General features: G+C 68.5%; 21 protein-coding genes. 19 read left to right on the forward strand and 2 right to left on the reverse strand.

All coding sequences use genetic code 11. From position 1 onward, the window contains the following. Positions 1 to 82: 82 nt before the first annotated feature. The 3 genes from pdhA to QNO08_RS05345 are packed head-to-tail and all read left to right on the forward strand — an operon-like array spanning position 83 to position 3,854. Positions 83 to 1,300 (forward strand): pyruvate dehydrogenase (acetyl-transferring) E1 component subunit alpha, encoded by a 1,218-nt coding sequence (gene pdhA, locus QNO08_RS05335; protein WP_442860535.1) that lies wholly within the window; start codon positions 83 to 85, stop codon positions 1,298 to 1,300. Further along, the gene (locus QNO08_RS05340) at positions 1,297 to 2,343 is read left to right on the forward strand and encodes an alpha-ketoacid dehydrogenase subunit beta (protein WP_229967478.1); all 1,047 of its coding nucleotides are present in this window, start codon (positions 1,297 to 1,299) and stop codon (positions 2,341 to 2,343) included. The genes pdhA and QNO08_RS05340 overlap by 4 nt, the downstream gene beginning before the upstream one ends. Next, positions 2,340 to 3,854 (forward strand): dihydrolipoamide acetyltransferase family protein, encoded by a 1,515-nt coding sequence (locus tag QNO08_RS05345; RefSeq protein ID WP_229967480.1) that lies wholly within the window; start codon positions 2,340 to 2,342, stop codon positions 3,852 to 3,854. The genes QNO08_RS05340 and QNO08_RS05345 overlap by 4 nt, the downstream gene beginning before the upstream one ends. 68 nt (positions 3,855 to 3,922) lie before the next feature. On the opposite strand, the gene QNO08_RS05350 is transcribed toward QNO08_RS05345, so the two are convergent. Both QNO08_RS05350 and QNO08_RS05355 read right to left on the reverse strand, forming a co-directional pair. After that, entirely contained in the window at positions 3,923 to 4,390 is a 468-nt protein-coding gene (locus QNO08_RS05350) for a GNAT family N-acetyltransferase (protein ID WP_229967482.1), read from the reverse strand. A gap of 37 nt (positions 4,391 to 4,427) precedes the next feature. Further along, positions 4,428 to 5,081, reverse strand: coding sequence for a TetR/AcrR family transcriptional regulator (locus QNO08_RS05355; RefSeq protein WP_269439230.1), 654 nt, complete (start codon positions 5,079 to 5,081; stop codon positions 4,428 to 4,430). A gap of 152 nt (positions 5,082 to 5,233) precedes the next feature. Between QNO08_RS05355 and QNO08_RS05360 the strand changes: the two genes are divergently transcribed. The 16 genes from QNO08_RS05360 (at position 5,234) to QNO08_RS05435 (ending at position 22,628) form a co-directional block, all read left to right on the forward strand. Continuing rightward, the gene (locus tag QNO08_RS05360) at positions 5,234 to 6,838 is read left to right on the forward strand and encodes a carboxyl transferase domain-containing protein (protein WP_229967484.1); all 1,605 of its coding nucleotides are present in this window, start codon (positions 5,234 to 5,236) and stop codon (positions 6,836 to 6,838) included. A gap of 7 nt (positions 6,839 to 6,845) precedes the next feature. Next, complete coding sequence (locus tag QNO08_RS05365; RefSeq protein WP_229967486.1) at positions 6,846 to 8,966, forward strand: acetyl/propionyl/methylcrotonyl-CoA carboxylase subunit alpha; 2,121 nt, start codon at positions 6,846 to 6,848, stop codon at positions 8,964 to 8,966. Continuing rightward, on the forward strand, positions 8,953 to 10,128 hold the full coding sequence (locus QNO08_RS05370; protein ID WP_229967488.1) for an acyl-CoA dehydrogenase family protein: 1,176 nt from the start codon (positions 8,953 to 8,955) through the stop codon (positions 10,126 to 10,128). Before QNO08_RS05365 ends, QNO08_RS05370 begins: the two co-directional genes overlap by 14 nt. Positions 10,129 to 10,227: 99 nt before the next feature. Beyond that, the gene (locus QNO08_RS05375; RefSeq protein WP_229967491.1) at positions 10,228 to 11,025 is read left to right on the forward strand and encodes a CoA transferase subunit A; all 798 of its coding nucleotides are present in this window, start codon (positions 10,228 to 10,230) and stop codon (positions 11,023 to 11,025) included. A gap of 1 nt (position 11,026) precedes the next feature. Next, entirely contained in the window at positions 11,027 to 11,668 is a 642-nt protein-coding gene (locus tag QNO08_RS05380; protein WP_229967493.1) for a CoA transferase subunit B, read from the forward strand. Positions 11,669 to 11,699: 31 nt separating this feature from the next. Then, entirely contained in the window at positions 11,700 to 12,185 is a 486-nt protein-coding gene (locus tag QNO08_RS05385) for a MaoC family dehydratase (RefSeq protein WP_229967584.1), read from the forward strand. Positions 12,186 to 12,238: 53 nt separating this feature from the next. Further along, positions 12,239 to 13,036 (forward strand): HpcH/HpaI aldolase/citrate lyase family protein, encoded by a 798-nt coding sequence (locus tag QNO08_RS05390; protein ID WP_229967585.1) that lies wholly within the window; start codon positions 12,239 to 12,241, stop codon positions 13,034 to 13,036. A 106-nt stretch (positions 13,037 to 13,142) separates the two neighbouring features. Next, positions 13,143 to 13,817: an SDR family oxidoreductase gene (locus QNO08_RS05395; RefSeq protein ID WP_229967495.1), complete on the forward strand. Its 675-nt coding sequence runs from the start codon at positions 13,143 to 13,145 to the stop codon at positions 13,815 to 13,817. 524 nt (positions 13,818 to 14,341) lie between these two features. Beyond that, complete coding sequence (gene dxr, locus QNO08_RS05400) at positions 14,342 to 15,589, forward strand: 1-deoxy-D-xylulose-5-phosphate reductoisomerase (protein ID WP_229967497.1); 1,248 nt, start codon at positions 14,342 to 14,344, stop codon at positions 15,587 to 15,589. Positions 15,590 to 15,629: 40 nt separating this feature from the next. After that, positions 15,630 to 16,976 carry a M50 family metallopeptidase gene (locus QNO08_RS05405; RefSeq protein WP_229967499.1) on the forward strand — a complete coding sequence of 449 codons (1,347 nt, stop codon included), beginning with the start codon at positions 15,630 to 15,632 and terminating at the stop codon, positions 16,974 to 16,976. A 114-nt stretch (positions 16,977 to 17,090) separates the two neighbouring features. After that, positions 17,091 to 17,708, forward strand: coding sequence for a SatD family protein (locus QNO08_RS05410; protein WP_229967506.1), 618 nt, complete (start codon positions 17,091 to 17,093; stop codon positions 17,706 to 17,708). After that, the gene (locus QNO08_RS05415; RefSeq protein ID WP_229967508.1) at positions 17,708 to 18,211 is read left to right on the forward strand and encodes a hypothetical protein; all 504 of its coding nucleotides are present in this window, start codon (positions 17,708 to 17,710) and stop codon (positions 18,209 to 18,211) included. The genes QNO08_RS05410 and QNO08_RS05415 overlap by 1 nt, the downstream gene beginning before the upstream one ends. Positions 18,212 to 18,236: 25 nt before the next feature. Next, complete coding sequence (locus tag QNO08_RS05420) at positions 18,237 to 18,527, forward strand: YciI family protein (RefSeq protein ID WP_229967510.1); 291 nt, start codon at positions 18,237 to 18,239, stop codon at positions 18,525 to 18,527. 110 nt (positions 18,528 to 18,637) lie between these two features. Next, entirely contained in the window at positions 18,638 to 19,804 is a 1,167-nt protein-coding gene (gene ispG, locus QNO08_RS05425) for a flavodoxin-dependent (E)-4-hydroxy-3-methylbut-2-enyl-diphosphate synthase (protein WP_229967512.1), read from the forward strand. Then, the gene (locus QNO08_RS05430) at positions 19,758 to 20,684 is read left to right on the forward strand and encodes a GNAT family N-acetyltransferase (protein ID WP_349774904.1); all 927 of its coding nucleotides are present in this window, start codon (positions 19,758 to 19,760) and stop codon (positions 20,682 to 20,684) included. Before ispG ends, QNO08_RS05430 begins: the two co-directional genes overlap by 47 nt. A gap of 144 nt (positions 20,685 to 20,828) precedes the next feature. Next, positions 20,829 to 22,628, forward strand: a complete 1,800-nt coding sequence (locus QNO08_RS05435) for a proline--tRNA ligase (RefSeq protein WP_229967514.1) — start codon at positions 20,829 to 20,831, stop codon at positions 22,626 to 22,628. Positions 22,629 to 22,630: the final 2 nt, after the last annotated feature.

Genomic DNA, 22,630 nt, shown 5'->3' on the forward strand with positions numbered 1-22,630 from the left:
TGTGAGTAGGGTCACAGGTAGCCGGGCAAGGGTGCCCGGGCATCGGTTCGGCCCCGCCACCCCGGGGGCCCAACACGGAAGGATGCGTACCAACGTGTCTCTGCATACTCCTGTTCGCCCACCGCACGAGACCGGCGCCACCGCAGCCGGCCCCTACGTCCAGCTGGTCCGTCCCGACGGTTCCCGCGTGGCCTCCTCCTACGATCATTGGGTGGAGGACGTCGACCCGGACCAGTTGCGCAGCCTCTACGAGGACATGGTGGTGATCCGCCGGATCGACACCGAGGCCACCGCGCTGCAGCGCCAGGGCGAGCTGGGTCTCTGGCCGCCGCTGCTGGGCCAGGAAGCAGCGCAGATCGGCTCCGCCCGCACCCTCCGGGACAGCGACTTCGTGTTCGGCAGTTACCGGGAGAACGGCGTGGCGTGGTGCCGCGGCGTCGACCCCGAATCCCTGATGCGGGTGTGGCGCGGCAACGCGGCGGCCGGCTGGGATCCCGCCACGGTGAACATGGCCCCCGCCCAGGTGATCATCGGCGCCCAGGCGCTGCACGCCGCCGGCTACGGCATGGGCGTGGTGACCGACGGGACCGACGACGCCGTCATCACCTACTTCGGCGACGGCGCCACCAGCCAGGGCGACGTCAACGAGGCCATGGTCTTCGCCGCCAGCTTCCACGCGCCCGTCGTGTTCTTCTGCTCCAACAACCAGTGGGCCATTTCCGAGCCCGTGGGGCTGCAGGCCCAGGTGCCAATCGCGAACCGGGCTCCGGGCTTCGGGATCCCCTCCGTCCGGGTGGACGGCAACGATGTCCTGGCCGTCATGGCCGTGACCAGGGAAGCCCTGGACCGGGCGCGCAGCGGGGGAGGCCCCAGCTTCATCGAGGCCGTCACCTACCGGATGGGCCCGCACACCACCGCGGATGATCCCACCCGCTACCGCGATGCCGCGGAACTGGAAGAGTGGCGGGCCAAGGATCCGATCAGCAGGGTCGAGGCCCTGCTCCGCGCCGAGGGCCTGTTTACCGATGAGTTCGGCACCGCCGTCGCCGCCCGTGCCGACGCCGTGGCCGCCGAGCTCCGCTCCTCCTGCATCTCGATGCCCCCGCCGCCGGCCCTGGACATTTTTGCGCATGTGTACGCCGAGCCGAACTCCTGGCTGGAGAACCAGCAGGAGGAATACGCGCGCTACCTGGCGATGTACGGCACGGCGGACGACGCCGGCCACCCGGTTCAGGTGCACGGCACCGACCCGGTGGGTTCCGCTTCCACGGGTCCTCGGGAAGCGGGGGACCGGGCATGAGCACCATGACCTTGGGCCGGGCGATCAACACCGGGCTGCGCGCCGCAATGGACGCCGATCCCAAAGTGGTCCTGATGGGGGAGGACATCGGCACCCTCGGCGGAGTCTTCCGCATCACTGACGGATTGAAAAAGGACTTCGGCGCCACCCGGGTGATAGACACCCCGCTGGCCGAATCCGGCATCATGGGCACCGCCGTCGGGCTCGCCTTCCGCGGGTACCGGCCCGTGGTGGAAATCCAGTTCGACGGATTCATCTATCCGGCCTTCGACCAGATCGTCTCCCAGGTGGCGAAGATGCACTACCGCACCCGCGGCGCCGTGAACATGCCGCTGACCATCCGGGTGCCGTTCGGCGGAGGCATCGGTTCGCCCGAACACCACTCGGAGTCCCCGGAAGCCTACTTCACCCATACCTCCGGGCTGCGGGTGGTGAGCGTGTCCAACCCGCAGGATGCCTACACGATGATCCGGCAGGCCATTGCGAGTGATGACCCCGTGCTGTATTTCGAGCCCAAGCGCCGCTACCACGTCAAGGGCGAGGTGCAGGAAACCCTCGACGGAGCGCTGCCGCTGGGCCGGGCCCGCGTCGTCGCCGAGGGCACCGACGTCACGCTGGTGACGTACGGGCCGCTGGTGATGACCGCCGCCGACGCCGCGATTGCCGCGTCCGATGAAGGGGTGTCCGTGGAGGTGATCGACCTGCGCTCGCTGTCACCGGTGGACTATGCCACGGTCGAAGCGTCGGTCCGCAAGACCGGGCGCCTGGTGATCACCCACGAGGCCGGAAAATCCGGCGGCGTCGGCGCTGAAATCTCCGCCAGCATCACCGAACGCTGCTTCGACTATCTGGAGCACGCACCCGTGCGGGTCACCGGCTTCGACATTCCGTATCCGCCCTCCAAGCTGGAACACCACCACCTGCCGGACCTGGACCGGATCCTCGACGGCGTGGACCGCGCACTGCGCCGTCCCAACTCGCTCAGCAACTTCCCGGCTGCGCACAGCACCTCGGCAACGGCGCTGGAAGGAGCGGGTCTGTGATCCGGGAATTCCGGCTGCCGGATTTGGGCGAGGGGCTGACCGAGTCGGAGATCGTTTCCTGGCACGTGGCCGTGGGGGACAGCGTCACCCTGAACCAGGTCATCGCCGAAGTTGAAACCGCGAAAGCCGTGGTGGAGCTGCCCTCACCGTATGCGGGCACCGTGGCCCGGCTCCATGAAGCGGCCGGCTCCGTGGTGGAGGTCGGCGCGCCCATCGTGTCCTTTGATGTCGGGGGAGAGCCGGACGGTCCTGCTGTCGGCGGGACGGCCGCCGGCGGAACGGCCGGTACGGCCGGCACGGCCGAAGGCCTCCTGTCCGCTGGTGCGCTGCCGGTTCCGGGCGAGTCCCTGAAGCGCACGCCCAACCTGGTGGGCTACGGTGCCGTCCCGGAGAAGGCCGGGCGTCCGGCCCGGCGGCGCTGGATCACCGCTCCCGCCGCTCCTGCCACATCCGCTCCTGCCGCAGCCGCCGGGCAGCCGGAGGCTCCCGAAACCCGGAAGGCTGCTGCGCCGTCCGGCCAGGAATCGCAGGAACGTCCGCGGTCAACGCCTCCGGTCCGGAAACTGGCCCGGGATCTGGGCATCGATCTGGAACAGCTGCAGGGAACCGGCCCCGACGGGCTGATCATCCGCGCGGATGTCACCGGCGCCGCGGAATCCACCGCGCAGCCGGGCAGTCAGGTTCAGCAGCCGGGCAGCCAAAACCAGCAGGGCAGCCGGGACCCGCAGCCGGAGCCGGCGCGCGAGTACCAACCGATGGCGCCGTCGTCGTCGGGCGTTGGAACGGCGCCGTCCCACAGTGCCCCGGACGCGAGGGAGGAGCGGATTCCGATCGCCGGAATGCGCAAGCACACGGCCGCCGCCATGGTGGCCAGCGCGTTCACGGCGCCGCACGTGACCGTTTTCCTGACCGTTGATGTGACTCCGTCGATTGATCTGCTGGCACGGCTGCGCCGGCAGCAGGCGTTCGACGGCCTGAAGCTGACGCCGCTGACGCTGGCCGCCAAGGCGGTCTGCCTCGCACTCCAGCGGCATCCGTCGCTGAATTCCCGCTGGGATGAGGCGGCCCGGGAGATTGTGCAGTACCGCTACGTGAACCTGGGCATCGCAGCCGCCACGCCGCGCGGACTGATGGTTCCCAACGTCAAGGACGCTGCGGCGCTGGGGCTTCGCGAGCTGGCTGCGGCGCTGGGAACCCTGGCGCAGACGGCGCGGGCCGGCAAGACCACTCCGGCGGACCTCGCGGGCGGAACCTTCTCGATTTCCAACGTGGGGGCCTTCGGGGTCGATGCCGGAACGCCCATCCTGAATCCGGGCGAGGCGGCGATTCTGGCGCTCGGCGCTGTCCGCGAACAGCCCTGGGCCTACGAAGGCGCTGTTGCCCTCCGCCAGGTGATGACCCTGAGCCTGTCCTTCGACCACCGGCTGGTGGACGGCGAACAGGGCGCCCGGTTCCTCAGCGAGGTGGGAATGATCCTGGCCGAGCCGGCCATGGCGCTCGCCCTGGTCTAAGACGAAACCCGCTGCAGCCGATGTTCGGTGCAGCGGGTTTCGCCTGACTTGTTCAGTTGTTGGCTCGGCTAGCTCAGCTCAAGCTCAAGTTCGCGCACCACGGCGCCGCGGGCGTTCGCGAAGCCCTGCGTCTCGCCCACCACGGTGAAGCCGTATTTCTCCAGAATTGCAATGGAACTGGCGTTGTCGGCCACGGCCCGGGCGCGGATGGGGCGTTCGGAGAATTCCTCCAGGAACTGTCCCACTGCGGCGGTGGTGATGCCCTGGCCCCAGCGGGCGGTGTCCACCCAGTAGCTGATCTCCGGAACGCCGCCTTCGCGGTATGCCAGGATGCTGCCGACCACGTCGCCGTCGGCCACGATCGTGCGCACCGTAATGGTGGGATCATTCAGGATGTTCTGCCAGTGGTGATCAAACACACCGCGGTCAGAGGGGTTTTTGGCGGCAAAAGCGGCCATTTGGTTGGCGCTTGGATCCAGCTGATGGGAAAAGAACTCATCCAAATCGGCGGGAACTACGGCACGAAGCTCAATCACAGCAGGTCTTTCTGCTCGAGGGGTTTGGTTCAGGTTACTAGGCATTCAGGGCGGCCCACGCCATTGTTTCGAGCAGCGACCGCAGCCGTGCCGTCTCGCGGGCCTTCATATTTCCGTGCAGGGTATGGGATGTGGAGTTGATCAGTCCGAAGACCGCCTGCGCACGGTGGCGCAGCAGCGGGAGGCTGCAATCCGGATGCAGGGCGGAGAGGGCGTCAACCCACACCTCCACGTACTGGCGCTGAAGCGTCCGCACTGCGCGTTTGTCGTCCTCGGGCAGGCTGTTCAGATCGCGGTCCTGAACCCGGATGACATCGGACTGGTGCAAGGCGAAGTCCACATGGAACTCCACCAGTCCGCGCAGTGCCGCATCAGCCGTGGTGGATTCCGTGACCACGGCCTTTCCGCCGTCGAGCAGGTCTTCGCTCACCCCGACCAGCAGGGCCGAAAGGACAGCGGGCTTTCCGCTGAAATGCCGGTACACCGCAGGGCCGCTGACTCCGGCGGCTGCGCCGAGTTCCTCAATGGAGACGCCCTTGTAGCCGCGTTCGGCGAAGAGGCTCGCGGCGGCGCCGAGCATTGCGGCCCGGCGGGAAGCCTTGGCCAGGCTGCGTCCGGTTGCGCGCGCGGCCGGCTGCGGCCTTTCCCGGTGGGGCGGGGCTGCCGGTGCTTCTTTTTTCGCTGCGTCCATGCAAACCTTTCCGGCAGTTTTTATTCCACGAGCAGCTTCCATTGTGGTGGACAGCTGAGTTAATAACCAATAACCTGATTTGAGTTAGCAATCATTAACTGGATTGGCCTTCGGATCCCGTCGGCGGCAGCCCGCCGAGAAAAGAGACGTCAATGGAGACCCTTGTTGCCCGGCTGGATCCTGCATCACCCGAGTACACCCGCAATGCCGCCGCCCAGAGCGCGCTGGCCGGCGAACTGCGCAAGCGCCTCGCCGACGCCGCACTCGGCGGGCCGGAACGGTCCCGGGAACGGCACACGGCCCGCGGCAAGCTGCTGCCGCGCGAACGCGTGGACCGGCTGCTCGACGAGGGCAGCCCCTTCCTGGAGATCTCACCGCTGGCCGCCACCGGCATGTACGACGACGAGTGCCCCGGCGCCGGTCTGATCGCCGGCATCGGGCTGGTCCAGGGCCGGCATGTCATGGTGCTGTCCAACGACGCCACCGTCAAGGGCGGCACCTACTATCCGATGACGGTCAAGAAGCACCTGCGGGCGCAGGAAATCGCGCTGGAAAACCGGCTGCCGTGCATCTACCTGGTGGACTCCGGCGGCGCCTTCCTGCCCCGGCAGGACGACGTCTTTCCGGACCGGGAGCACTTCGGCCGGATCTTCTTCAACCAGGCGCAGATGTCGGCCCGGAAAATTCCGCAGATCGCCGCCGTGCTGGGCTCCTGCACCGCCGGCGGCGCCTATGTTCCGGCCATGAGCGACGAAACCGTGATTGTGCGCAACCAGGGCACCATCTTCCTGGGCGGCCCGCCGCTGGTGAAGGCAGCCATCGGGGAAATCGTCACCGCCGAGGAGCTGGGCGGAGGAGACCTGCACTCACGGATCAGCGGCGTCACCGACCATCTGGCGGAGAACGATGCGCACGCCCTGGAGATCGTCCGGACCATCGTGGAGACCTTTCCCGAGTCCGCCCCGGCCTGGCAGCCGCTGCCCGGCCGGCCGCCGTCGTACGCCGCGGAGGAAATCTACGGCACCGTGCCCGCTGACCTGCAGACCCCGTACGACGTGCGCGAGCTGATCGCCCGGCTGGTGGACGGCAGCGAATTTGCCGAATTCAAGAAGGAGTACGGCGCCACCCTGGTCACCGGCTTCGCCCGGCTGCACGGCCACCGGGTGGGCATCGTCGCGAACAACGGCGTCCTGTTCTCCGAATCCGCGCTCAAGGGAGCCCATTTCATTGAGCTCTGCGACCAGCGCGGCATTCCGCTGATCTTCCTGCAGAACATCTCCGGCTTCATGGTGGGCCGGGACTATGAGGCCGGCGGCATCGCCAAGAACGGCGCCAAGATGGTCACTGCCGTGGCCACCGCCCGGGTGCCGAAGCTGACAGTGATCGTGGGCGGATCCTTCGGCGCCGGTAACTACTCCATGTGCGGCCGGGCGTACAGCCCGCGCTTCCTCTGGATGTGGCCCGCGGCGCGGATCTCCGTGATGGGCGGGGCCCAGGCCTCCTCGGTCCTGGCCACGGTCAAGCGCGACCAGCTCGAAGCCCGCGGCGAGGACTGGAGCGCCGACGCCGAAGAGGCGTTCAGGGCGCCCATCCGCGACACCTACGAGGCCCAGGGCAGCCCGTACTACTCCACGGCCCGGCTGTGGGACGACGGCGTCATCGACCCGGCGGACACCCGCACCGTTTTGGGCCTGGCCCTGGACGTGTGCGCCAACGCCCCGCTGCCGGAGACCTCCTTCGGCCTGTTCCGGATGTGAGGCAGAAATGACCGCTGCTCTTTTCGACACCGTGCTGGTGGCCAACCGCGGCGAAATCGCCTGCCGCATCATTGCGACCCTGCGCCGGCTGGGGATCCGCTCGGCCGCGGTCTACAGCGACGACGACGCCGGCGCCCGGCATGTGCGCGAGGCGGACGTCGCGGTGCGGCTGGGTCCGGCCGCGCCCCGGGAGAGCTACCTCAACATTGACGCCATCCTCGCCGCCTGCCGGCTGTCCGGGGCGCAGGCCGTGCACCCGGGCTACGGCTTCCTCAGCGAAAGCGCCGACTTTGCCCGCGCCCTGGACGCGGCGGGCATTGTCTTCATCGGCCCCGGGGTGCGGGCGCTGGAGCTGATGGGGGACAAGATCTGCTCCAAAAACCATGTCTCCTCGCACGGGGTGCCCGTGGTGCCCGGCATCGCCGAACCCGGTTTGACCGATGAGCAGCTGATCGAAGCCGCCGCCGCCGTGGGCTTTCCGCTGCTGATCAAGCCCTCCGCCGGCGGTGGCGGCAAGGGGATGCACGCGGTGGACCGCCCGCAGGACCTGCCCGCCGTGCTGCCCACCGCCCGCCGGGTCGCGGCGTCGGCCTTCGGCGACGACACCCTCTTCCTGGAACGGCTGATCGCGGTGCCGCGGCACATCGAGGTGCAGATCTTGGCGGACACGCACGGCAACGTCATCCACCTGGGGGAACGGGAGTGCTCCTTGCAGCGCCGGCACCAGAAAGTCATCGAGGAAGCACCGTCAGTGCTCCTGGACGAGGCCACCCGCGCCCGGATCGGCGAGGCGGCCTGCGAGGCGGCCCGGTCGGTGGACTACACCGGGGCCGGAACGGTGGAGTTCCTGGTCTCCGACGCGTCGCCCGGGGAGTTCTTCTTCATGGAGATGAACACCCGGCTGCAGGTGGAGCATCCCGTGACGGAGATGGTCACCGGACTGGACCTGGTGGAGGAGCAGATCCGCATCGCCGCCGGGGAAAAGCTGCAGCTCGCCCAGTCCGATGTCCGCCTGGTTGGCCATGCCGTGGAGGCCCGGGTCTACGCGGAAAATCCCGCCCGCGACTTCCTGCCCACGTCGGGGCAGGTGCTCATCCTGCACGAGCCCACCGGGGAGGGAATCCGGGTGGACTCCTCCCTGCTGCCGGGCCTCGCGGCGTCCTCCAGCTACGACCCGATGCTCGCCAAGATCATCGCCTGGGGCCCGGACCGGAACACCGCGCTGGACCGGCTGGACGCCGCGCTGGCACGGACACTCATCCTGGGCATCGGCACCAACATCGAATACCTGCGCCTGCTGATCAACGATCCGGAGGTTCGGGCCGGCCGGCTGGACACCACCCTGATCGAGCGCAGGCTTCCCGAGCTGGCGTTCCGCAGCCCCTCCGAAGCGGAACTGGCCGCCGCGGCACTGCTGCAGGCGGAGGACCTGGCGGACCCGGAAACCTCCGGCACGGAACCGTCGCCCTGGCGGCGCGCCGACGGGTGGCGGATCGGTGCGCCCCGGCCGCTGAGCCTCGTCTTCGCCGCCGCCTCACCGCAGGCGTCCGACGACGTCGTGACCGTCCGAAGCGTCCGGGGCGGGAAAACCGTCAGCGTCAACGGGGGACCGGACCGCCGGGCCTCGCTGCTGCGGGACGGGGACCGCGCCCTGGTGACACTCGACGGCGTCGTGCACCCGCTGACCGTGGTTCCGGTGTCCGGGGCACCGGGGGAGCGCACGGGGGAGCGCACGGGGGAATGCACCGTGTGGATCGCGGACGCCGGCTACACTGCCGCGCTGCGGCTGCGGACCCGGGCCGAGCTGCTGGCCGCTGCCCGTGCCGCGGCCGGCCGGGCCGAGGGCGCCGCCGACCCGGTGCTGCGCTCGCCGATGCCCGGCACCGTGGTGGCGGTGGCGGTGGCCGACGGCGACCGGGTCACCGCGGGCCAGCCGCTGCTCAGCGTGGAAGCCATGAAGATGGAACACCAGCTCGTCGCTCCCGTGGCCGGCACCGTTGCCCTGAGCCTTTCCCCGGGAGACCTGGTCAAGGCTGACCAGGTGCTGGCCGTAGTGACGCCGGACCCCGATGCAACGCCCGAATCCGATGCAACACCGTCTGAAGGAGCAGGACATGCCGGACTTTGAACTCAGCGCTGACCATCAGGACCTGGTGGACACGGTCCGCGAATTCGCGGACACCGTCGTCGCACCGGTGTCCGCCCAGCACGACGCCGAGCACAGCTTCCCCTACAAGGTGGTCGCGCAGATGGGGGAGATGGGCCTGTTCGGGCTGCCGTTTCCGGAGGAGTACGGCGGCATGGGCGGAGACTACTTCGCGCTGGCCCTGGCACTGGAGCAGCTGGCCCGGGTGGACCAATCGGTGGCGATCACCCTGGAGGCGGGCGTCTCGCTGGGCGCCATGCCCGTCTACCGGTTCGGCACGGAGGAACAGAAACAGCAGTGGCTGCCGATGCTCGCCTCCGGCACGGCGCTCGCCGGTTTCGGGCTGACCGAAAGCGAAGCCGGCTCCGATGCCGGCGGCACCCGGACCCGCGCGCACCGCGAGGACGGGCAGTGGGTCATCAACGGCACCAAGGAATTCATCACCAACTCCGGCACCGACATCACCGCGCTGGTCACCGTCACGGCGGTCACCGGAACCGCCGAAGTGCCGGACGGCAGCGGCGGCACCACCACCAAGAAGCAGATTTCCACCTTCCTGGTGCCCGCCGACACCCCGGGGTTCACCGCTGAAAAGGCGTACAACAAGGTGGGCTGGAACGCCTCGGACACCCATCCGCTCACCCTGGACAACGTCCGGGTGCCGGAGGCCAACCTGCTGGGCGCCGAGGGACGCGGATTCGCCAACTTCCTGCAGATCCTCGACGAGGGCCGCATCGCCATCGCAGCCCTGGCCACGGGAGCGGCGCAGGGCTGCGTCGAGGAGGCCCTGCGCTACGCCAAGGAACGCCAGGCCTTCGGCGCCGCCATCGGCACCAACCAGGCCATCTCCTTTAAGATCGCCCGGATGCAGACCCGCGCGCACACTGCCCGCCTGGCGTACTACGACGCCGCGGCCCGGATGCTGGCGGGCAAGCCGTTCAAGACGCAGGCTGCCATGGCGAAGCTGGTGGCCGGTGAGGCCGCGATGGACAACGCCCGCGACGCCACGCAGATTTTCGGCGGCTACGGCTTCATGAACGAGTTCCGGGTGGCCCGCCACTACCGGGATTCGAAGATCCTGGAGGTGGGCGAGGGCACCACCGAGGTCCAGCTGATGCTGATTGCCAGGGAGCTGGGGCTCTAGGATGGGCGGACCGGTCCGGAATCGGCGCCGCCGGCGTGTGCGGCGGGGCGCCCGGAGCCCGGCAGGTTGGTCAATGGAGACGAACGAACGGATGAAGCGATGATTAACAAGGTGATGGCAACGGCCGCCGACGCGGTGGCCGACATCCCGGACGGAGCGTCCCTCGCGGTGGGCGGCTTTGGCCTGTGCGGCATTCCGGTGGCGCTGATTGACGCCCTGCATGACGCCGGCGCGACGGATTTGGAAACCGTGAGCAACAACTGCGGCGTGGATGACTGGGGTCTGGGCCGGCTGCTGGCGGACCACCGCATCCGCCGGACGGTCAGTTCCTATGTGGGGGAGAACAAGGAGTTCGCCCGCCAGTTCCTCGCCGGCGAGCTGGAAGTGATCCTCACCCCGCAGGGCACGCTGGCGGAAAAGCTGCGGGCCGGCGGCGCCGGAATTCCCGCCTTCTATACCAGTGCAGGGGTGGGCACCCAGGTCAGCGAGGGCGGCCTGCCGCAGAAGTACGACGGCGACGGCTCGGTCCTGCAGGCCTCGGAGCCCAAGGAGGTGCGCACCTTCCGGGACGCGGAATACGTGCTGGAGGAATCCCTGACTCCTGATTACGCCCTCGTGCACGCCTGGAAGGGGGACCGGCACGGCAACCTGGTCTTCTCCGCCACCGCCATGAACTTCAATCCGCTTTGCGCCATGGCCGGACGGATCACCATCGCCGAGGTGGAGGAACTGGTGGAACCGGGCGAGCTGGACCCGGCCGCGGTGCACGTTCCGGGGATCTTCGTGCAGCGGGTGGTTCCGGTCGGGCCGGGGGAGAAGCGGATTGAGAAGAGGACGGTGACGCTGGCACCGGCTGAGCCATCGTCGTCGTCGGCACCTTCCGGAAAGGAGTCCTGACATGGCCCTGACCCGAAACGAACTCGCCGCCCGGGTGGCCCGCGAGCTGGAGAACGGACAGTACGTCAACCTCGGCATCGGCATGCCCACGCTGATTCCGAACTACATCCCCGAGGGTGTGGAAGTGGTGCTGCACTCCGAAAACGGCGTCCTCGGCGTCGGGCCCTATCCCACCGAAGCGGAACTGAACCCGGACCTGATCAACGCCGGGAAGGAGACCGTGACGGTGAACGCCGGCGCGTCGTTCTTCGACTCGGCTGCCTCCTTCGGCATGGTCCGCGGCGGGCACGTCGACGTCGCCGTGCTGGGGGCAATGGAGGTGGCGGCCAACGGAGACCTGGCCAACTGGATGATTCCAGGGAAGATGGTCAAGGGCATGGGCGGGGCCATGGACCTGGTGTTCGGTGCCAAGCGCGTGATCGTGATGATGGACCACACCGACCGCGGCGGGAACCCGAAAATTGTTCCCGAGTGCTCCCTGCCGCTGACCGGGCGCACCTGCGTGGACCTGATCGTGACGGACCTTGCCGTCATCGAGGTGGGGCCGGACGGGCTGATCCTGCGCGAAACCGCGCCCGGCGTCACTGTCGACGAAGTGGTCGCGGCCACCGGCGCACCGCTGGAGGTGGACCTTGACGTATGAGGAGCCCGACGCCGGCACCGAGGAAGTGGCGATGGCACCCCGGGTGATTGAACAGCGCGGCCTCTGGTTTGAGGAGTTCCAGCCCGGGGTGGTGTACCGGCACCGGCCCGGCCGCACCCTCACCGAGGCGGACAACGTCCTGTTCACCACGCTGACCATGAACACCCAGGGGCTGCACCTGGACGCCGCTTACAGCGAGGGGCAGCCGTTCGGGCAGCGGCTGGTGAATTCCATGCTGACCCTGGCCACCATGGTGGGCCAGTCGGTGGGACAGCTGACCCAGGGCACCCTGGTGGCGCAGCTGGGACTGGGGGAGATCAGCTTTCCGCATCCGCTCTTCCACGGAGACACCCTCTACACCGAGACCGAGGTGGTGGACAAGCGGCTGTCCTCCTCCCGGCCCGGCCAGGGCATCGTCACGCTGGCCCACACCGGGCGGAACCAGTCCGGCGAGGTCGTGGCGCGGTGCACCCGCAGCGCCCTGATGTGGACGCAGGCAGGCGGCGGGGAGGGATAGGTTAGGACAAGAACCGGAACCCGAAGGAGACCCCCACAGTGACGACATTCCCCATGGGCCCCGCCCTGCTTTTCTGCCCGGCGGACCGCCCCGAGCGGTTCGCGAAGGCGGCCGACCGGGCCGACGCGGTCATCCTGGACCTGGAGGACGCCGTCGCCCCGGCCGACAAGGACGCCGCCCGCCGGAACCTGGTGGCCTCGGATCTGGATCCGGCAACCACCATCGTGCGGGTGAACCCGGTGGGAACCGCCGATTTTGAGCAGGACCTGGCCGCCATCCGGCAGACGCCGTACCGGACGCTGATGGTCGCCAAGGCCGAAGACCCCTCAGCCATCGGTGCAGCGCTCGCGGACTTCGCCGTCGTCGCCCTCGTGGAAACCGCCCTGGGCGTGGTCCGCGCGCCGGAGATAGCCCAGGTGCCCTGCGTAACCGCCCTGATGTGGGGTGCTGAGGACCTGATGGCTTCCCTCGGCGGGGAATCCAGCCGTTTTGCCGACGGCAGCTACCGCGGCGTGGCACAGCATGCCCGGGCCGCCGTGCTGCTCGCTGGCGGTGCCTTCGGCAAGGGGGCAATTGACTCGATTTACGGGAACATCCCGGACACCCGGGGGCTTGAGGATGAGGCGCGCGACGGCGCAGCCTCCGGTTTCGCGGCCAAGGCCTGCATTCACCCCGGACAGGTGGCGGCGGTCCGCGCGGCCTATGCGCCCTCCGCCGACGAGGTCGCCTACGCAACGGACGTCATCGCCGAGGCCGCCAACCACGGCGGGGTGTTCAGCTTCCGCGGCGAGATGATCGACGGCCCGCTGCTGAAGCAGGCACGCCAGACGCTGAGCCGCGCCGGTCGCTGAGGCTGAGCCGCGCGGGTCGCTGAGGCTGCGGGCGGGACAAGCGGGGAACGGCCCCAATCCGGGAACTTCCCGGGCATCTGCGCGCGGGCTGCGCTACCTTCATAAGATGCGCATAGTCATAGCAGGAGCCCATGGACAGATTGCCCGCGAACTGGGCCGGCTGCTGGCCGCCCACGGTCACGATGTCGCCGGCCTGATCCGGAACCCGGACCAGATCTCCGATCTGGAGGACGACGGCGTCGCCCCGGTTGTCATCGACCTGGAAAACAGCATTAGCGACGACGTCATTCAGGTCCTCACCGGTGCGGACGTGGCCATTTTTGCTGCTGGTTCCGGACCGGGCAGCGGCGCGGCCCGCAAGGACAGTGTCGACCGCGGCGCCGCCGTGCTGCTGGCCGAGGGCGCCGAGCAGGCCGGCGTGACCCGGTTTGTGCAGATCTCCTCCGCCGGGCTGGATGCCGTCCGAGGGGGCAGCCGGCCGGACGGCCTCGACGACATCATGTACGCCTACCTCACGGCGAAGCTCGCTGCCGAGGAGGACCTCATGACGCGCGACCTGGACTGGACCATTCTCCGGCCGGGCCGGCTCACCGATGACCAAGCCGTGGGCCTGGTGAACCTTGGCCCGTCGGAGGTGCCGGGCAGCATTCCCCGGCACGACGTCGCCGCCGTGCTCGCGGAGCTGGTCAACACCGGCCGCGGCAGCCGGCAGGCCCTGTCCGTGGTTTCCGGCGACGACAGCATTCCGGACGCCGTGTCGGCACTGCCCATCACGCTCTAACTCCGGCCCGGGCCTTTCTCTGGCTTCCCAAATATCGGTCGCCGGCGGCGGGCTTCCGCCTTCCCTCCAGCACGGGATCCCACTGTGTGTTCACTTCCGGGGCTGGTGGGATCTCACGCGCCACACCTGCCCCAAAGGGTGGGAACCAGTGCTCGGCCGGCGTGCCGCGTCTGGCCGTAAGCGACCAGATCTGCACTCTCGCCGCGACCGGGGCGCCGAGTGTGCAGCTTTGGCGGGTTTGAGCGCTGCCGGGGTGCCGAATGTGCAGCTATGGCGGGTTTGCTCGGGGCCAAGTCACCAGACGTGCACTCTCGACGGCCGGCTTCGCCCGTAAAACGACCAGACCTGCGCTCTCGCCGGGACCGGGGCGCCGAGTGTGCAGCTATGGCGGGTTCGTGCGCTGCCGGGGCGCCGAGTGTGCAGCTATGGCGGGTGCGAGTGCGGCCAGGACGCCGAGAGTGCAGCGACGGCGCCGCCACTCCATTCACCCCCGCGATGCGCCATACGTGCGCGATACTGGAAGCATGCAGCTTCCAGGTTCTTCCGGCATCCCATCCGCAGCAGCAACCGACCGGCCCTTTGGCAGCACTGAGGGCGTTCCGCGCCGGGTGGTGCTCCTGGGTTCCACCGGGTCAATCGGCACGCAGGCCATAGACGTGGCCGACGCCGCCCCGGACCGCTTCACGATCGTCGCGCTGGCCGCGGGCGGATCCAACCTGGAACTGCTCGCCCGGCAGGCCGTCCACACCCGGGCCAACGCCGTCGGCTGCGCCTCGGTGGATACCGCCACCCTGCACGCCGCCGTGCAGGACGCCGCCCGCGAGGCCGGCGTCACCGATTATGATCCGGAACTCTTCACCGGTCCGTCCGCCGCCACCGCCGTCGCCGCCTGGCCCGAAGCCGAAGTGGTCCTCAACGGCATCACCGGCTCCATCGGCCTCGAACCCACGCTCGCCGCACTGGCCGCCGGCCACCTGCTGGCCCTGGCCAACAAGGAATCCCTGATCGTCGGCGGCGAGCTGGTCAAGCGTGCCGCGGCCCCCGGGCAGCTGGTTCCGGTGGACTCCGAACACTCCGCCCTGGCCCAGGCCCTGCGCTCCGGAACGCAGCAGGAAGTGGACCGACTGATCGTCACGGCCTCCGGCGGCCCGTTCCGCGGCATGAAACGCAGCGAACTGGAGAACGTCACGCCCGACCAGGCGCTGGCGCATCCCACCTGGAAGATGGGCCGGATGGTCACCACCAACTCCGCCTCCATGGTCAACAAGGCACTGGAAGTGATCGAGGCCCACCTGCTCTTCGACGTGCCGCTGGATCGGATCGACGTCGTCGTGCATCCGCAGTCCATGGTGCATTCCATGGTCCAGTTCGTGGACGGCTCCACCATCGCCCAGGCCTCACCGCCGGACATGCGCCTGCCAATTGCCCTGGGCATGGGCTGGCCGCACCGCGTTCCCGGAGCCTCGAAGCCCTTCGACTGGACCACCGCCTCCGAGTGGACCTTCGAACCGCTGGACGAGGAAGCGTTCCCCGCCGTCGCGCTGGCCAAGCGCACCGCCGCGGCCGGCGGCACGGGCATGGCCGTTTACAACGCAGCCAATGAAGAAGCCGTTGACGCGTTCCACGACGGTCTCATCGGATTCACAGACATCGTTGATACGATCGCCGCCGTACTGGCTGAGCACACCGACACCGCGCCGCTGACGCTGGAGTCGGTGCTGGCCGCGGAAGACTGGGCCCGCGCCGCCGCCCGGAAACGCTGCGGACGCTGACCATGCAACCGCGCAGCCCTCTTGACCCGAAGGAAATCCGTTGACCGTTCTCCTCTTCATCCTGGGCGTCCTGTTCGTGGCGGTGGGAATCGCCGCGTCCATCGCCCTGCACGAGGTGGGCCACCTGGTGCCGGCCAAGGCCTTCAAGGTGCGGGTGACGCAGTACATGATCGGGTTCGGCCCGACAGTGTTCTCGCGCCGCCGCGGGGAGACCGAATACGGTGTCAAGGCCCTGCCGCTGGGCGGTTACGTGTCCATGGTCGGGATGTACCCGCCGAACAAGGCCGACGACGCCGAGGGCACCGTCCGCAGCTCCAGCACCGGCATGTTCTCGCAGCTGGCCACGGATGCCCGCGCCGCCGCTGCCGAACAGCTGCAGCCCGGCGACGAAAAGCGGGTGTTCTACAACCTGCCGATCTGGAAGCGCATCATCATCATGCTCGGCGGCCCGTTCATGAACCTGCTGATCGGCGTGGTGCTGTTCGCCGTCCTGCTCATGGGCTTCGGCACCGCGCAGAGCACCACCACGCTGGCCGAAGTCAACCAGTGCGTCATCACCTCCGACCAGGCCGCCGAGGGGCAGACCGAATGCACCGCGGAGGATCCGGCCGCCCCCGCATACGAAGCGGGGCTGCTGCCCGGTGACACCATCACCGCGTTCAACGGCAGCCCGGTCGACTCCTGGGAGGATCTGTCCTCCCGGATCCGGGACGCGGCCGGCCAGTCGGTGCCCATCACCTACGTGCGCGACGGCGTCGAGCAGGACACCGTCATCACCCCGCTGCTGACCGAACGTCCCGTGGCCGACGACGACGGCGCCCCCGCCGTGGACGACGCCGGCAACGCCGTGACCCGGGAAGTCGGCTTCATCGGCGTCGCCGCCTCCACCGAGCTGGTCCGCCAGCCCGGGGCCGAGGTGCTGCCAACGGTCGGGGAGAACCTGCAGAGCATCGCCGGCGTGGTGATCAATCTGCCGCAGCGCGTGGTCGACGTCGCCCAGGCGGCGTTCTCCTCCGAAGAGCGGGATCCCAACGGTCCGATCAGCGTGGTTGGTGTGGGCCGCATCGCCGGGGAGATCTCCTCGATGGAAGAGGTGCCGATGGAAAGCCGGGTCGCCACGCTGCTGGGCCTGGTGGCCAGCGTCAACCTGGCACTCTTCGTCTTCAACCTCATTCCGCTGCTCCCGCTCGACGGCGGCCACGTGGCCGGGGCCCTCTGGGAGGGGCTGCGCCGGCGCGTTGCCAAGCTCTTCAAGCGCCCGGACCCCGGGCACTTCGACCTGGCCAAGATGCTGCCGGTGACCTACGTCGTGGCGATCCTGCTCATGGGCATGAGTGCCCTGCTCATCTATGCGGACATTGTGAAACCGGTGAGCCTCTTCAACTAGGGCACGCCGCGGTGCCGGGGACCTGCTCCATTTGAAGCCGAATCTGGTTGTGATTCCAATTACAACCGGATACGGTTTCAACATGAAGAAGCCCTGCTGCCGATCCGGCGTGAAATGTTCGTCCTGACCATCGACCAAAAGGGGAGCCGCAGCAGCCGGGACCGGGTCCCGGACCTGCTGGCGCTCCTCGGCGACCTGCGCATGGAGTTGCCCTTCGAACGCTCGGTGGGCGACGAAGTCCAGGGCGTCACCGCGCAGGCGGACGTGGCGGTGGAAGCCGCGCTGCGCGCCCTGCGGGACGGGCACTGGTCGGTGGGCATCGGCGTCGGCCCGGTGGACACGCCGCTGCCCGCCGGCACCCGCGAGGCATCCGGCCCCGCCTTCTTCGCGGCCCGGGACGCCGTGGACCGCGCCAAAAAAACCGGTGACCGCCCGCCCGTCGCCGTGACCGGGCCTGCCGGCGCCGCGGAGGCGGAAGCCGTGCTCGTGCTGATTGGGCGGCTGATCCGCGACCGGACCGCCGAGCAGTGGCGGATACTGGAGCAGGTTGAACCAGGCATCTGGGGAGCCCAGAGCGCTGCCGCCCGTAAGCTCGGGATCAGCCCGCAATCCGTGGGCAAGACCATAGCCCGCGCCGGCTGGCAGGAGGAGTGGGCGGCCCGTCCCGCCGCATCCGTCCTGCTCGCCCGCGCCGATGAAACACCCGCCGCCGGGGAAACGGAGCACCTCTGATGGAGTTCGTCTGGATTGTCCTGACGCTGCTGGTGGCCGCCGTCCTCGGCTGGCCGGTCACGGCCGGGGTGCTGCGGCTGGCGCGCGCCGTGGAAGACTCCGGTCCGCCCTTTGCCGAGGCCGATCCCGCGGCTGATCAGGATCTGGACGCCGAATTCGGCCGCGGTGCGCGGATCCCCGCGGGCCGGGCCCTGCCGGCCCTGCCCGACCCGCCTGCCCGCCCGCCGGCAGCCGCGGGTTCCCGGCCGGGCAGCAGTCCGGCCCCGGGATCGGTGCTCCGCGGCGGGCTGGTGATCGGCGTCCTCGAGCGGCTGGCCGTGGCGGCTTCGGTGCTGGCCTCCGAACCCGTGGCCATTGCGTACGTCGTGGCCATCAAGGGCCTGGGCCGCTACGCCGAGCTTAAAGACACACCGGCGGCTGCTGAGCGCTTCATTATCGGGACCCTGGCCTCCATGCTGTGGGCGGCGGGCGTGGCTGCCGCGGCACGGGCCTTCCTGCTCTGAGTCGACGATCCCGTACGCTGGAGCCATGAGTATTTTTGCAGTTGAGTACGTGTACGACGCCGATTCCGCCTCCATCCGTGATGAGCACCGCCCCACCCACCGCCAGTGGCTGTCCGGCCTGGTGGACCAGGGACGCCTGCTGGCCTCGGGTCCGTTTACTGACGGCGCCGGCGCGCTGCTGATTTTCACCGCCGAGGACGAAGTTGATCTTTCCAACCTCCTCATGCAGGATCCCTTCGCCGCCGTGGGCGCCATTTCGGGCATGAAGACCACCGAATGGGAGCCGGCAGTGGGCGCCTTCGCCCATCTCGTCTAAGCCCTGAACGATATCCGTACACCCCGCACCGGTGCGGGGTGGATAATGGATTAGCGCATCCGCAGTGCGCTTTAGCCGAATAACTGCCGATAAGGCACATGGAGGACGTTTTGACCTCGGTCAACCTTGGAATGCCAGCAGCACCGCCGCCCACCCTTGCACCGCGGCGCAAAACCCGCCAGATCAAAGTGGGGTCAGTGGGGGTTGGATCCGATTTCCCCATCAGCGTCCAGTCCATGACGACCACGCCCACCACGGACATCAACGCCACCCTGCAGCAGATTGCCGAGCTGACGGCCTCCGGCTGCGACATTGTCCGGGTGGCCTGCCCCAGTGCCGATGACGCAGCAGCGCTGCCGATCATCGCCAAGAAGTCGCAGATCCCCGTGATCGCTGACATCCACTTCCAGCCGAAGTACGTCTTCGCCGCTATTGAGGCCGGCTGCGCCGCGGTCCGGGTGAACCCGGGCAACATCCGGAAGTTCGACGACCAGATCAAGGAAATCGCGCAGGCCGCCAAGGACCACGGCACCTCCATCCGGATCGGCGTCAACGCCGGGTCGCTGGATCCGCGCCTGCTCGCCAAATACGGCAAGGCCACCCCCGAGGCCCTGGTGGAATCCGCTGTCTGGGAAGCGTCCCTGTTCGAGGAACACGACTTCCATGACTTCAAGATCTCCGTGAAGCACAACGACCCCGTGGTCATGGTCCGCGCCTACGAGCTCCTCGCCGAACGCGGGGACTGGCCGCTGCACCTGGGCGTCACCGAAGCCGGTCCGGCGTTCCAGGGGACCATCAAGTCCGCCACCGCCTTCGGTGCGCTGCTGGCGAAGGGCATCGGCGATACCATCCGCGTCTCGCTGTCCGCTCCTCCCGTGGAGGAAATCAAGGTGGGCAACCAGATCCTGCAGTCGCTGAACCTGCGGCCGCGCAAGCTGGAAATTGTGTCCTGCCCCTCCTGCGGCCGCGCGCAGGTTGACGTGTACACTCTCGCAGAGCAGGTAACCGCCGGGCTCGAAGGCATGGACGTTCCGCTTCGCGTCGCCGTCATGGGCTGCGTCGTCAACGGACCCGGTGAAGCCCGTGAAGCTGACCTCGGCGTGGCCTCCGGCAACGGCAAAGGCCAGATCTTTGTGAAGGGAGAGGTCATTAAGACTGTTCCCGAAGACCAGATCGTTGAGACCCTCATTGAAGAGGCTATGAAGATCGCAGAAAGTATGGGGGAGTCCGATGGCGAAAATGCTGGCACGGGTGGCCCCATGGTTACTGTCGGCTAGGACCGGCGCCACTTCACGCAGCGGGCAGGATGTCCGCGGCGGCCATTCCGGGACGCTCCGCGTCCTGGACGCGGAAGACACGGCTGCCCTCTGGGCCCTGGCCGAGGCTGACCCGGTTGCCAATATCTTCCTGCTCTCCCAGCTCGAGACGACCCGCAGCGCTGCGCCCACGCCGGCCGGCGGGCGGGTCGTCGGCGTTTTCGACGGCGGGGAACTCACCGCCGCCTGCTGGGCCGGGGTCAATGTGGTGCCCGTGGGCGTCACGGCGGACACCGGCCCGGAAATCGGCGCTTACCTGGCACGGTCCGGACGCCGCTACTCGTCCATTTTCGGACCCGCCGAGGCAGTGCTGTCCATCTGGTCCCAGCTGCAGTACTCCAGCCCCCAGCCCTTTGACGTGCGCAGCGACCAGCCGCTGCTGCAGATGACCGGGGTTTCTCAGGTGCAGCCGGCTCCCGGGCTGCGTTACGCCCAGCCCTCGGAACTCGACGTCCTGCTGCCCGCCTGCGCCGCCATGTTCGAGGAGGAGGTGGGGTACTCGCCCGTCTCGGGCGGCAGCCACCACTACCGGCAGCGGGTCAAATCCCTGATCGCCCGGCAGCAGTCCCTGGTGGACTTCGACGCCTCCGGCCAGGTGGTGTTCAAGGCCGAGCTCGGCACCGTTTCCAGCAGCGCCGTCCAGATCCAGGGCGTCTGGATGAACCCGGCGTACCGCGGCCGCGGCCTCAGCGCCCCGTACATGTCAGCCGTAGTGGAGGCTGCCCGGCAGGTTGCCCCGGTGGTCAGCCTGTACGTCAATTCCTACAACGCCCCGGCGCGGGCCACCTACGAAACCGTGGGCTTCGAGCAGGTGGGCACCTTCGCCACCATCCTGTTCTGACTTCCTGTGACGGCAACCGCCTCAGCAGCAGGCACCCTCAACCTGTCCGGCGGCAGCGGCAGCACGCGCTAGATTAGAGGGGAGCGTTATTTCCCTTTTGTCCCAGCTTGAATGCAGCCCCGGCTGCAGAAACGGATACCCAGCGTGGTCCTTCGACTCTCCACTCTTTTCCTGCGCACTTTGCGCGAAGACCCCTCCGACGCCGACGTCGCCAGCCACCGCCTGCTGGTGCGTGCCGGGTACATCCGCCGTGCCGCCCCCGGGATCTATTCCTGGCTGCCCCTGGGGCTGCGCGTCCTGGGCAAGGTCGAGACCATTATCCGCGAGGAAATGGCAGCCATCGGCGCCCAGGAAGTGCACTTCCCGGCCCTGCTGCCGCGTGAACCCTACGAGGCCACCAACCGCTGGACCGAGTACGGCGACAACCTGTTCCGCCTGCAGGACCGCAAGGGCAACGACTACCTGCTGGCCCCCACGCACGAGGAAATGTTCGCGCTGCTGGTCAAGGACCTGTACAACTCGTACAAGGACCTGCCGGTCTCGCTGTTCCAGATCCAGAACAAGTACCGCGACGAGGCCCGGCCGCGCGCCGGCCTGCTGCGCGGCCGCGAATTCATCATGAAGGACTCCTACTCCTTCGACATCGACGACGACGGCCTGGAGGCCAGCTACCAGGCGCACCGCGGCGCCTACCTGCGCATCTTCGAGCGCCTCGGCCTGGAGATCGTTGTGGTATCGGCAGTCTCCGGCGCCATGGGCGGCTCCAAGAGCGAAGAGTTCCTGCATCCGACGCCGGTCGGCGAGGACACTTACGTGCGTTCCGCCGGCGGTTATGCGGCCAATGTGGAAGCCGTCAGCACCGTTCCGCCCGCCGAGATCGACTTCGCCGGCGCTCCCGAAGCGAAGGTCGTGGACACCCCGGACACCCCGACGATCGACACCCTGGTCGCCGACGTCAATGCCCGCTTTGCCCGCGAATCCGGGGAATGGACCGCCGCTGACACGCTGAAGAACGTCGTCCTGGCCGTCACGCTGCCCACCGGCGAACGCCGGATCGTCGTCGTCGGCGTTCCCGGCGACCGCGCCGTGGACCTCAAGCGCATCGAAGCCAACATCGCCGCCCACGTGGAGATCGGCGGCGAACTGGAAGTCGACGCCGCCACCGACGAAGACATCAAGAAGCACCCCGGCCTGGTCAAGGGCTACATTGGCCCGGGCCTGTCCGTTGACGAGCCGGTGCTGGGCACCGAATCCGCCACCGGCCTGCTGTACCTGGTGGACCCCCGCGTGGTCTCCGGCACCAGCTGGATCACCGGTGCGAACGCCCCGGGCAAACACGTGATCGGCCTCGTTGCCGGCCGCGACTTCACCTGGGACGGCGTCATTGAAGCCGTCGAGGTGCGCGAGGGCGACGAAGCTCCGGACGGATCCGGTCCGCTCGAAGCCGCCCGCGGCATCGAAATGGGCCACATCTTCCAGCTTGGCCGCAAGTACGCCGAGGCCCTGGGCGTGAAGGTCCTGGACAAGAACGGCAAGCTCGTCACGGTGACCATGGGCTCCTACGGCGTGGGCGTCACCCGCGCGGTCGCGGCGCTGGCCGAGTCCAACCACGACGAGAAGGGCATTGTCTGGCCGCGCGCCGTCGCCCCGGCCGATGTCCACGTGGTGGCCACCGGCCGCGGCGAGGAGATCTTCGCAGCGGCAGCCAAGCTGTCCGAGGACCTCGAAGCCGCCGGACTGGAAGTCATCTATGACGACCGTCCCAAGGTCTCACCCGGCGTGAAGTTCGGCGACGCCGAGCTCATCGGCGTGCCGACGATCCTCGTGGTCGGCCGCGGCCTGGCCGACGGCGTCGTCGAGGTCAAGGACCGCGCCAGCGGCGTTGCCGAAAACGTGCCGGTGGCGGAAGCGGTGGAGTACGTGCGCGGCGCAGCAGCGCTGTAGCA

Origin of the sequence: Arthrobacter sp. zg-Y820 (assembly GCF_030142155.1) — a bacterium.
In the GTDB taxonomy this organism is placed as follows: Bacteria; Actinomycetota; Actinomycetes; order Actinomycetales; family Micrococcaceae; genus Arthrobacter_B.